Here is an 11,066-nt window from a genome sequence, read left to right on the forward strand (position 1 = left end):
AGAGCGGGAAAGGAGCCCCGATGCAGCCCCAGATTCCGCTCACCCGCGACCTCGTCCTGATCGGCGGCGGCCATACCCATGCGCTGGTGCTGCGGATGTGGGGGATGCGACCCCTGCCCGGTGTGCGGCTGACGCTGATCAACCCGGCGCCGACCGCGGCCTATTCCGGCATGTTGCCCGGCCATATCGCCGGGCATTACCCGCGCGAGGCCTTGCAGATCGACCTGGTGCAACTTGCCCGCCACGCCGGGGCGCGGCTCATCCTCGGCCGCGCCGCGGGGATCGACCGCGCGGCGCGCCGGGTGATCGTGCCGGGGCGGCCCGACGTGGCCTATGACATCGCCTCTATCGACATCGGCATCACCGCCGAGATGCCGCGCCTGCCGGGCTTTTCCGATTTCGCGGTGCCGGCGAAACCTCTCGACGCCTTCGCCGATCGCTGGGAGGCCTATGTCGGCCTGCGTCCCGCCGGCGCGGCCGGCGCCAGGGTCGCCGTGGTCGGCGCCGGCGTCGCGGGGGTGGAACTCGCGCTCGCGGCCCGCCACCGGCTCGGTTCCGAGGCTTCGGTCACGCTCGTCGAGCGCGATCGCGCGCTCGCCGCGCTCGGCAGAGGGGCGGGCCGGGCGCTCCGGGCGCATCTCGACCGCGCCCGGATCACCCTGATCGAGGAGATGCCCGCCGCGGCGGTGGAGCCTGACGGCGTGCGGCTCGCCGACGGCCAGCTCGTCCCGGCCGATTTCGTGATCGGCACTGCCGCGGCGCGGGCGCCGGGGTGGCTCGCCACGACCGGGCTGCCGCTCAAGGATGGATTCGTAATGGTCGGTCCGACGCTGCGCTCGACCGGCGACCCGGCGATCTTCGCCGCGGGCGACATCGCGCATCTGTCCCACGCGCCGCGCCCGAAGGCCGGGGTCTTCGCCGTGCGCCAGGCGCCGGTGCTCCTGCGCAATCTCGGCGTCGCGCTGACCGGCAAGGGGCGGATGCGGCGCTACCGGCCGCAATCGGACTATCTCAAGCTCATCTCGACCGGATCGAAGCACGCGGTCGCCGACAAGTGGGGTCTGCCGCTCGACGGCGCCTGGCTCTGGCGCTGTAAGGACCGGATCGACCGCCGCTTCATGGCGAAGTTCCACGAGCTGCCGGCGATGGACCCGCCCGCCCTGCCCGCGCGCGTCGCGGCCGGGGTGCGCGAGGAGCTTGGCCGCGGCAAGCCGCTCTGCGGCGGCTGCGGCGCCAAGGTCGGCCAGGCCGATCTCAAGGCAGCGCTCGCGGGCCTGCCCGCGCCGCATCGCCCCGACGTGATATCCGGCCCCGGCGACGACGCCGCGGTCCTCGCCCACGGCAAGGGCCAGCAGGTGATCACGACCGACCATGTCCGCGCCTTTACCGAGGATCCCTGGCTCCTGGCCCGGATCACCGCGATTCATGCGATGGGCGATGTCTGGTCGATGGGCGCGCGACCGCAGGCGGCTCTCGCCCAGGTGATCCTGCCGCGCATGTCGCCGCGGCTCCAGGCCGAGACCCTGCGCGAGATCATGGCGGCGGCGGCCGAGACCTTCGGCGTCGAGGGCGCCGATGTCGTCGGCGGCCACACGAGCCTCGGCGCCGAGCTGACGATCGGCTTCACCGTCACCGGCCTGTCGGCCGGCGCGGCGCTCGCCCAGTCCGACGCGCGTCCGGGCGACTGGCTGATCCTGACCAAGCCGATCGGCACCGGCGTGATCCTCGCCGCCGAGATGGCCCGCGCCGCGCCGGGCGACGTGGTGGCCGGGGCGCTCGCCTCGATGGCGCGGACCCAGGGCGCGGCGGCGCGCATCCTCGGACCCGAGGCCCATGCGATGACCGACATCACCGGTTTCGGCCTCGCCGGCCACCTGATGACGATGCTCGAGGCCTCGGACACGGCAGCGCGGATCTCGCTCCGCCACGTTCCGCTCCTTCCCGGCGCCGAGGCGCTGGCGGCGGCGGGGCATGGATCGACTCTGTTGCCCGCGAACCGCGCGGTGATGGCGCGGATGTTCCTGACAGAGAGCCCGCGCGCCGACCTGCTCTTCGATCCGCAGACCGGGGGCGGCCTTCTCGCCGCCGTGCCGGCAGAGGCGGCGATGGATCTCGTCCGCCGGCTGCGCGATGCGGGTGAACCGGCGGCGGTCATCGGCGAGCTGACCGAGGGTCCCGCCTTCCTGACGGTCGAGGACTGATCCGGCTGATCCGGCGGAGCGCCCGTTCCGGGCGCACGCGATCTCTCGCGCCCGTCGTAAAGGCGACGGGCACTCGGGCGGGGTCAGTCCCGCGCAGGTACCGCGAGGCGCCGCGCGGCCGCGGCCACTGCGCTTGCGAGCGGGGGCAGCGCATCCGGGGCGAGGCTCGGGGTCTCGACCACGGCCTCGCGGTCCGGCTCGAAACGCGCCCGGTGTTTTTCGTAGCGCGGGTCGTAGTGGCGCTGCATCAGGTCGCGCGCGAGATCGGGATAGGCGCCCTGCCCCGCGAGCCCGAGCCAGGTCTCGATCACCTCGGCGGAATGGACCGGCCGCAATCGCTCCACCACGGCGGCGAGCCGCGCCGGATCGTCGGTGACATCGGCATAGGCCCGCGCGAGATAGTCCGCCCGCGCCGCCAGCGGCGCCGATATCCGGACCCGCGGCGCGGCGCACATCGCCGCCCAGAGCTGCTTCGGCACCGAGAGGTTGCCGACGCGCGAGCTTTCCGCCTCCACCACCACCGGCCGGTCCGGATCGAGCGCGGCGAGCGCCGTGGCGAGCCGCCCCTCGAACGCCTTCTGCGAGGGCTGGCCGCCGGGCATGTCGCCGAAGAGCGAACCGCGATGGTTGGCGAGCCCTTCGAGGTCGATCACCTGCAGCCCCTCGGCCGCGAGGAGCCCGAGAACCTCGGTCTTGGCCGAGCCGGTATTGCCGTCGAGCACCACGACCGGGGCCCGGACGGGGCGTTCCTGTAACTCCTCGACCACGAGCGTGCGCCAGGCCTTGTAGCCGCCCTGCACCAGTTCCACCCGCCAGCCGACCTGGCCGAGGATCGTCGCGAAGGAGCCCGACCGCTGGCCGCCGCGCCAGCAATAGACCAGGGGCCGCCAGCCGCCCGGCAGATCCGCAAGCGGCCCTTCGAGATGCCGCGCCGCGCTCCGCGCCACGAGGGCGGCACCGAGCTTGCGGGCGAGGAAGGGCGAGTCCTGCTTGTAGATCGTGCCGACGCGGGCGCGCTCATCATCGTCGAGCACCGGCAGGTTGATCGCGCCCGGCAGGTGATCCTCGGCATATTCCGAGGGCGAGCGCACGTCGATCACCATGTCGAAATCGAACGCGGCCACTTGGGCAAGGGAGGTGAGGGTCAGCGCCATGGCCCCTCATAGCGCCCCGCGCGCTGCGCCGGAAGGGGGGGCTTCAGTAGACCGTCACCGGCGCGCCGAGCGCGACGCGGTTGTAGAGGTCGACGACATGGGAGTTGACCATCCGGATGCAGCCGTTCGAGACCGAGCGCCCGATCGAGTTCGGCTCGGTCGTGCCGTGGATCCGGATCGCGGTGTCATGGCCGTTCTGGTAGAGATAGAGCGCCCGCGCGCCCAATGGGTTGTTCGGCCCGCCCGGCATGCCGTCGGCATATTTCGCGTAGGCCGCAGGATTGCGTTCGATCATCTCTGGCGTCGGCTTCCAGCTCGGCCACTCGACCTTGCGCCCGACCACGGCCTGACCGCGATAGACGAGCTCGGCCTTGCCCACCGCGACGCCGTAGCGGACCGCCCAGCCGGGCTTGTCGATGAAATAGAGGAAATGCTGCGACGAGAGCACATGAATCGAGCCCTGCACGAAGCTGCGCTTGACTCGCATCACGGTGGGGTAGAACTCCGGCGCGATCGTGAGGCCGGGCACCGGCTGGGCGGACGTCGCTGTCGCTTGCCCGGCGGCGGCGCGAGCGGCGGGCGGCAGGGCGGCGAACATCCCCGCGGCGAGGGCTCCGGTCACAAGCGCACGACGGTCGGGCATCGTCTCGATCTCCTCTGCAGCGCCGCCCATGCAGGGCGGTATTTTCCATTCTAACCCAAAAACAGCACCGTTGGATCGGTTTTTTCCGAAGAATATGGCCTCGTTACGGCACGGACATGCCATTATGGATTAAGACACCGCCACGATCGTCGTCTCCAGATTGCGCCAGATCAATGACGCGGCCCGCACTCCGGGCGATAGGATCGCAAAGGACTTGCCATGGCCCCGCCTGTCTTCAGAACCGAAAGCCTCACCAAGATCTACGACACCGGCAAGGTGAAGGTCCACGCCCTCGCCGGCGTCGATCTGGAGCTTTACGAGGGCGAGCTGACGGTCCTGCTCGGCCCCTCCGGCTCGGGCAAGTCGACGCTTCTGAACATCCTCGGCGGGCTCGACGGCGCGACCTCGGGCCGGGTCTGGTTTCGCGACCTGGAGCTCACCGGCATGGGCGACCGCCAGCTCACCGCCTACCGGCGCGACCATGTCGGCTTCGTCTTCCAGTTCTACAACCTCGTCGCCTCGCTCACCGCCCGCGAGAACGTCCAGCTCGTCACCGATGTCTCGAAACACCCGATGCGCCCGGCCGAGGCGCTGGCGCTCGTCGGGCTCGAACCAAGGCTCGACCATTTCCCGGCCGAGCTTTCGGGCGGCGAGCAGCAGCGGGTGGCGATCGCGCGGGCCATCGCCAAGCGGCCCGAAGTGCTTCTTTGCGACGAGCCGACCGGCGCATTGGACAGCAAGACCGGCGTCCAGGTTCTCGAGGCGCTGCAGACCGTGAACGAGCAACTCGGCACCGCGACCGTGGTGATCACCCACAACGCGATGATCCGGAAGATGGCGCACCGGGTCCTCCGCTTTCAGGACGGCCGCATCTCCTCCGTCGAGACCAACGACACCCGGCTCGCGCCCTCGGAGATCGAATGGTGATGCACGCGCTCGACCGAAAGCTCCTGCGCGACTTCTTCCGCCTCTGGGCGCAGGTCCTCGCGATCTCCATGGTTCTGGCCTGCGGTGTCGCGGCGCTCCTGACGTCGTTCGGCATGTACCAGGCGCTCGGCGACAGCCGCGACGCCTATTACGGGCGCAACCGCCTCGCCGATCTCTGGGCCCCGGCGCGGCGCGCGCCGATGTCGCTTCTGCCCGAGATCGCCGCGATCCCCGGCATCCGCACCGCCGAGGCGCGGACCGAGGGCATGGTGATGCTCGACCTGCCGGGGCGCGAGGAGGTCGCGGTCGGCCAGATCCTCTCGCTGCCCGCCTCGGGGGAGCCGCTTCTCAACCTGCCGATCCTGCGCTCGGGCCGCCTGCCCGACCCCGATGCCGAAGCCGAGATCGCGGTCAACGAGCCCTTCGCGCTCGCCAACGGCTACCGGCCCGGCGACCGCTTCTCGGCCAACCTGAACGGCGCAAGGCGCGAGCTCACGATCACCGGCACCGTGCTCTCGCCCGAGTTCATCTACGCGCTCGGCCCCGGCGCGCTGATGCCCGACAAGGAGGGCTTCGCGGTCATCTGGATGCCCGAACGCGCGGTGCAGGCCGCCTTCGACATGTCGGGCGCCTTCAACAGCGTGACCATCGCGCTTTATGCCGGCGCGAGCGAGGCCGAGGTCATAGACCGGCTCGACGCCCTGCTCGACCCCTATGGCGGCACCGGCGCCTACGGCCGCGACCGCCAGATCTCCGACAGTTTCGTCTCCTCCGAGATGGACCAGCTCTGGACCATGACGGTCGTCCTGCCGCCGATCTTCTTCGGCGTCGCCGCCTTTCTCGTGAACATGGTGCTTGGCCGCATCGTCGCGCTCGAACGCTCCGAGATCGGGCTCCTGAAGGCCCTGGGCTATTCCAACGCCGCGATTGCGATGCACTACCTCATGCTCGCCGGGCTGACGGCGGTGGTCGGCATCCTCGTCGGCTGGGGCTTTGGCGCCTGGATGGCACATGGGCTCGCCACGCTCTATGCCGACTTCTTCAACTTCCCCTACCTGATCTTCCGCGGCTCCTGGACGGTCTACGCGATCTCCGGCCTGATCGGTCTCGGCTCCGCCGCCTTTGGCGCGCTCAGGGTGGCGCTCAAGGCCGCGCGCCTGCCGCCAGCCGTCGCGATGCAGCCGCCCGCGCCGCCGCGCTTCCGCCGCGGGCTCATCGACCGGATCATGGCCCGCCTGCGCCTGTCGCAGCCGGCGATGATGATCCTGCGCAACCTCGTTCGCTGGCCGCTCCGCGCGGCGGCGAGCGCGCTCGGGCTTTCCATGGCCGTCGCCGTCCTCGCCGCGGCGAACTTCTTCGACGACGCGCTCGACAAGATGCTCGACACCACATTCGGCCTCGCCAACCGTCAGGATGTCGTTCTCATGTTCACCGAAGACCTGCCCGAGATCGCGCTCGACGAGTTGCGCAGCCTGCCCGGCGCCCTCCAGATCGAGGGGCAGTTGAGCGAAGCGGTGATCCTCCGGAACGGCCATCTCCAAAAGCACACCGGGATCGAGGCGCGCCGCCCCGATTCCGATCTCTCGCGCGTCGTCACCGACGCGGGCCGCGTCACCGCGGTAGCGCCGGGCGGGCTCGTCCTCACCGAGCGGCTCGCCGAGCAGCTCGACCTCGCCATCGGCGATCCTGTCGAGGTCGAGTTCCTGTCGGGCCGCCGCGAGACAGTGTCGCTGCCGCTCCACGCGACGATCCCGCAATACATCGGCCTCGGCGCCTATGCCGATTTCGAGACGCTGAACGCGATCCGCCGCCAAGCGCCGCGCGTCTCGGTCGCCAACGTGACCATCGACGAGGCGCACAGGGCCGAATTCCACCGCGCGCTCAACGAGATGCCGGCGCTCGCCGGGACGGCGATGCTCACCGACATGCTGCGCTCGTTCAAGGACACGATCCAGAAGAACATCGACATCACCGCGACGGTCTACATCGTCATCGCCGTCTTGATCACGGTGGGCGTCACCTACAACGGCGCCCGCATCCAGCTTTCCGAGCGCGCCCGCGAGCTCGCGAGCCTCAGGATCCTCGGCTTCTCGCGCGGCGAGGTCTCCTTCATCCTCGTCGGCGAGACGATGGTGCTGGCCCTCCTCGCCCAACCCTTCGGCTGGCTCGCCGGCATGGGCATCGCCTGGGCCTTCACCCAGGGCGTGACGAGCGACCTTTACGAGATCCCCTTCGTGATCGTCCCCTCCACCTTCGCCCGCGCGAGCCTGATCGTGCTCGTCACCGCGCTCATCTCGGCGCTCATCGTGCGCCGCCGCATCGACAGGCTCGACCTCGTCGCGGTCATGAAAACAAGGGAGTGACCCATGGCCCTGCAACCGCGCCACTACATCATCGGCCTCATTGGCGCAGCGACGCTGGCCGGGCTCGGCTGGATCGGTTTTCGGACCGAGCCGGTGCCGGTCGACATCGCCGAACTCGCGCGCGGGCCGATGATGGTCACCGTGAACGCCGACGGCGAAACCCGGATCCATGACGTCTTCGATGTCGCAACCCCGATCTTCGGCACCGCGCGCCGGGCGCCGGTGGAGGTCGGCGATCCGGTGGTCGCGGGCGAAACGGTGGTCGCGGTGGTCGAACCCGCGGCTCCGGCCCTCCTCGACGCGCGCTCGCGCCAGCAGGCCCAGGCCGCGGTGCAGGAAGCCGAGGCGGCGCTCCGCTTCGCCGAGGCCCAGCTCCGGCAGGCGGAGGAGGAGCTCACCCATGCGCAAAGCCAGTTCGACCGCGCCCAGACGCTCGCCGAGCGCGGTGTCACCTCGCTGACCCAGCTCGAGGACGCGAGCCAGATCCTCTCGATCCGCCTCGCCGCGCGCGAAGCCGCGCAGTCGAACGTGGCGATGTCGACGAGCGCCCTGCAACGCGCCCGCGCCGCGCTGATCGAGCCGGGCGCGGCCTCCGGCCCCGGCGAGCAATGCTGCGTCACGCTCCGCGCGCCGATCACCGGCACCGTTCTTTCGGTCGACATCGTCAGCGAGCGGCCGGTCCTTGCGGGCACGAGGCTCGTCTCGCTCGGCCGCACCGACGATCTGGAGATCGTCGCCGACCTTCTCTCAGCCGATGCGGTGGGCCTCGAACCCGGCACCCGCGCCATCGTCGAACGCTGGGGTGGCCCGGTGCCGCTCGAGGCGACTTTGCGGCGCGTCGAACCCTCGGCCCGCACCAAGGTCTCCGCCCTCGGCATCGAGGAGCAGCGCGTCGACGCGATCTTCGACATCACCAGCCCGCCCGAGACGCGCAAGGGCCTCGGCGACGGCTTCGCGGTCTATCTGCGCATCGTCACCTGGGAAGGCGCCGATGTGCTTCAGGTGCCGCTTTCGGCGCTCTTTCGGCGGGACGGCCAATGGGCGGTCTTTCGCGAGATGGACAGCGCCGCCCGCCTGACCCCGGTCGCGATCGGCCGCCGGAACGGCACCGCGGCCGAAGTCACCGACGGCCTCGCCCCCGGCGACCGGGTGATCCTGCACCCCTCCGACGCCATTGCCGAGGGCACGCCGGTCACCGACCGCGGCGCACCCTGATCGGGCGGTCCTGCGGCGACACGCGCGTTTGACTTTCCCCCCTCCGCCCCACATCTATCGGCGGAAGGAGGCCCCATGACCACCCACACCACCTTCACCGTCGAGGGCATGAGCTGCGCCTCCTGCGTCGGCCGCGTCGAGCGCGCGCTAAAAGCCGTCTCAGGCGTCGAGGACGCGCAGGTGAACCTCATCGCCGGCACCGCGAGCGTCGATTTCGACGGCACCGATGCGGTGACGCTCGCCGCGGCGCTGAAGGCGGCGGGCTACCCCGCCACGGAGATCGAGACCCGGCTCGAGGTCGAGGGCATGACCTGCGCCTCCTGCGTCGGTCGGGTGGAACGGGCCTTGAAGTCCGTTCCGGGCGTCGCGGAGGCCGAGGTCAACCTCGCCACCCAGTCGGCCCGCATCCGCTACACCTCCGGCACCACGACGCCCGAGGCGCTCGCCGCAGCCGTCACCGCCGCCGGTTATGCTGCGAAGCCGGCCCTCAAGGCGGCACCTTCGGGCGACCGTCAGGCCGACGAGGCCGCAAAACTCCGCCGCGCCGTCGCGATCTCGGCCGTGCTCGCGGTCCCGGTCGTCGTGCTCGCGATGGGCACCCACATGGTGCCCGCGTTTCACCACTGGGTCATGGGAACGCTCGGCGAAGCCAATTCCTGGCGCATCCAGTTCGTTCTGACCGCGGCAATTCTCCTCGGCCCCGGCTTCCTCTTCTTCCGCCACGGCATTCCCGCGCTCCTGCGCGGCGCGCCCGAGATGAACTCGCTCGTGGCGCTCGGAAGCCTCGCCGCCTTCGCCTATTCCGCGGTCGCGACCTTCGCCCCCGGCCTTCTCCCCGAGGCCGCGCGCGGCGTCTATTACGAGGCCGCCGCCACCATCGTCACGCTGATCCTGCTCGGCCGGCTCCTCGAGGCCCGCGCCAAGGGCCAGGCCGGCGAGGCGATCCGGCGGCTCATCGGGCTCCGCCCCGACACCGCGCGGGTCGAGCGCGACGGCGGCGTCGAGGACGTGCCGGTCGAGGACCTCGCCCCCGGCGACATCATCCGCCTCGCCCCCGGCGAACGCGTCGCGGTCGACGGCATCGTGACCGCGGGGCATGGCTGGATCGACGAATCCATGCTCACCGGCGAACCCGCCCCGGTCGAGAAGGACGCGGGCGCCCCGGTCACCGGCGGCACCGTGAACGGCGCTGCGGCCCTCAGCTTCCGCGTCACCGCCACCGGTGCCGATACCGTCCTTGCCCGGATCATCGCCATGGTCGCCGATGCGCAGGGCGCGAAACTCCCGGTCCAGGCGCTCGTCGACCGGATCACGCTCTGGTTCGTCCCCGCGGTGATGGCGCTTGCCGCGCTGTCCTTTCTCACCTGGCTCCTGGTCGGCCCCGCCCCCGCGCTCACCCATGCGCTGGTCGCCGGGATCTCGGTCCTGATCATCGCCTGTCCTTGCGCGATGGGGCTCGCCACCCCGGTCTCTATCCTTGTCGGCACCGGCCGCGGCGCCGAGCTCGGCCTCCTCTTTCGCCGCGGCGACGCGCTCCAGCGGCTCTCCGAGGCGCGCATCGTCGCCTTCGACAAGACCGGCACCCTGACCGAGGGCACGCCGCGCCTCACCGATCTGATCCCCGCGAACGGCTTCGATGCCGACACCGTCCTCGCCCTCGCTGCCGGCTCCGAGGCGCGCTCCGAACACCCGCTCGCCCGGGCGATCCTCGCCGAGGCGGAGGCGCGCGGCCTCACCCCGCCCGAGGCGGAGAACGCGAAGGCGCTGCCCGGCCGCGGCCTCGCCGCGCGCGTGGGCGGCCTCGAGCTCCTCATCGGCAATGCCCGCGCGCTCGCCGAGGCCGGGATCGACGCGGCTCCCCTCGCCCCCGAGACCGCGCGCCTCGCCGCCGAGGCCAAGACCCCGATCCTGATCGCCGTCGACGGAAGACCAGCCGCGCTCCTCGCCGTCGCGGACCCGGTCAAACCGGGTGCCAGGTCGGCAATCGCCGCGCTCCACGAGATGGGCGTGAAGACCGCGATGATCTCCGGCGACACCAGGGCCACGGCCGAGGCCATCGCCGCCGGCCTCGGCATCGACCATGTCGAGGCCGAGGTCCTGCCAGAAGGCAAGGTCGCGGCCCTCGAATCCCTCAAATCGCAAGGCACGACCGCCTTCACCGGCGACGGCATCAACGACGCCCCCGCCCTCGCCGCCGCCGATATCGGCATCGCCATGGGCACCGGCACCGATGTCGCGATCGAGGCCGCCGAGGTGGTGCTGATGACCGGCGACCCCGGCGCGGTCGCCGACGCGGTCCGGCTCTCGCGCGCGACGATGCGCAACATCCGCCAGAACCTCTTCTGGGCCTTCGGCTACAACGTGCTCCTCATCCCGGTCGCCGCCGGTCTCCTCTACCCGGTGAACGGCATGCTGCTCTCGCCGATGCTCGCCGCCGCCGCGATGGCGCTCTCCTCGGTCTTCGTGGTGACGAACGCGCTCCGGCTCCGCCGCGCCGGCCCATGGCGGCAGGCACGCGCCTGATCCCTTCTTCATTGCCGAAATACCCCCGGGGGGTCCCGGG

Annotated in this window: 7 protein-coding genes; 5 read left to right on the top strand and 2 right to left on the bottom strand. The window is 71.1% G+C overall.

The window, feature by feature from the left end; all coding sequences use genetic code 11:
• Positions 1–20 precede the first annotated feature (20 nt).
• Positions 21–2,201, top strand: a complete 2,181-nt coding sequence (gene selD / locus R5H32_RS03260; RefSeq protein ID WP_318337244.1) for a selenide, water dikinase SelD — start codon at positions 21–23, stop codon at positions 2,199–2,201.
• Positions 2,202–2,284: 83 nt separating this feature from the next.
• On the opposite strand, the gene mnmH is transcribed toward selD, so the two are convergent.
• Both mnmH and R5H32_RS03270 read right to left on the bottom strand, forming a co-directional pair.
• The gene (gene mnmH, locus R5H32_RS03265; RefSeq protein ID WP_318337245.1) at positions 2,285–3,355 is read right to left on the bottom strand and encodes a tRNA 2-selenouridine(34) synthase MnmH; all 1,071 of its coding nucleotides are present in this window, start codon (positions 3,353–3,355) and stop codon (positions 2,285–2,287) included.
• Positions 3,356–3,398: 43 nt separating this feature from the next.
• The gene (locus R5H32_RS03270; RefSeq protein WP_318337246.1) at positions 3,399–4,028 is read right to left on the bottom strand and encodes a L,D-transpeptidase; all 630 of its coding nucleotides are present in this window, start codon (positions 4,026–4,028) and stop codon (positions 3,399–3,401) included.
• Positions 4,029–4,217: 189 nt separating this feature from the next.
• Between R5H32_RS03270 and R5H32_RS03275 the strand changes: the two genes are divergently transcribed.
• The 4 genes from R5H32_RS03275 (at position 4,218) to R5H32_RS03290 (ending at position 11,026) form a co-directional block, all read left to right on the top strand.
• Positions 4,218–4,925 (top strand): ABC transporter ATP-binding protein, encoded by a 708-nt coding sequence (locus tag R5H32_RS03275; RefSeq protein ID WP_318337247.1) that lies wholly within the window; start codon positions 4,218–4,220, stop codon positions 4,923–4,925.
• A complete protein-coding gene (locus R5H32_RS03280; RefSeq protein ID WP_318337248.1) occupies positions 4,919–7,288 on the top strand; it encodes an ABC transporter permease in 2,370 nt (789 codons plus the stop codon). The genes R5H32_RS03275 and R5H32_RS03280 overlap by 7 nt, the downstream gene beginning before the upstream one ends.
• Positions 7,289–7,291: 3 nt before the next feature.
• On the top strand, positions 7,292–8,503 hold the full coding sequence (locus R5H32_RS03285) for an efflux RND transporter periplasmic adaptor subunit (RefSeq protein WP_318337249.1): 1,212 nt from the start codon (positions 7,292–7,294) through the stop codon (positions 8,501–8,503).
• Positions 8,504–8,578: 75 nt separating this feature from the next.
• Entirely contained in the window at positions 8,579–11,026 is a 2,448-nt protein-coding gene (locus R5H32_RS03290) for a heavy metal translocating P-type ATPase (protein ID WP_318337250.1), read from the top strand.
• Positions 11,027–11,066: the final 40 nt, after the last annotated feature.

It is taken from the genome of Defluviimonas sp. D31, assembly GCF_033436765.1.
GTDB lineage: Bacteria > Pseudomonadota > Alphaproteobacteria > Rhodobacterales > Rhodobacteraceae > Albidovulum.

What these genes read in the sequence shown, in the direction of transcription:
- selD (WP_318337244.1), top strand. Translation starts at nt 21, where the DNA reads ATGCAGCCCCAGATTCCGCTCACCCGCGACCTCGTCCTGATCGGCGGC.
- mnmH (WP_318337245.1), bottom strand. Translation starts at nt 3,355, where the DNA reads ATGGCGCTGACCCTCACCTCCCTTGCCCAAGTGGCCGCGTTCGATTTC.
- R5H32_RS03270 (WP_318337246.1), bottom strand. Translation starts at nt 4,028, where the DNA reads ATGGGCGGCGCTGCAGAGGAGATCGAGACGATGCCCGACCGTCGTGCG.
- R5H32_RS03275 (WP_318337247.1), top strand. Translation starts at nt 4,218, where the DNA reads ATGGCCCCGCCTGTCTTCAGAACCGAAAGCCTCACCAAGATCTACGAC.
- R5H32_RS03280 (WP_318337248.1), top strand. Translation starts at nt 4,919, where the DNA reads ATGGTGATGCACGCGCTCGACCGAAAGCTCCTGCGCGACTTCTTCCGC.
- R5H32_RS03285 (WP_318337249.1), top strand. Translation starts at nt 7,292, where the DNA reads ATGGCCCTGCAACCGCGCCACTACATCATCGGCCTCATTGGCGCAGCG.
- R5H32_RS03290 (WP_318337250.1), top strand. Translation starts at nt 8,579, where the DNA reads ATGACCACCCACACCACCTTCACCGTCGAGGGCATGAGCTGCGCCTCC.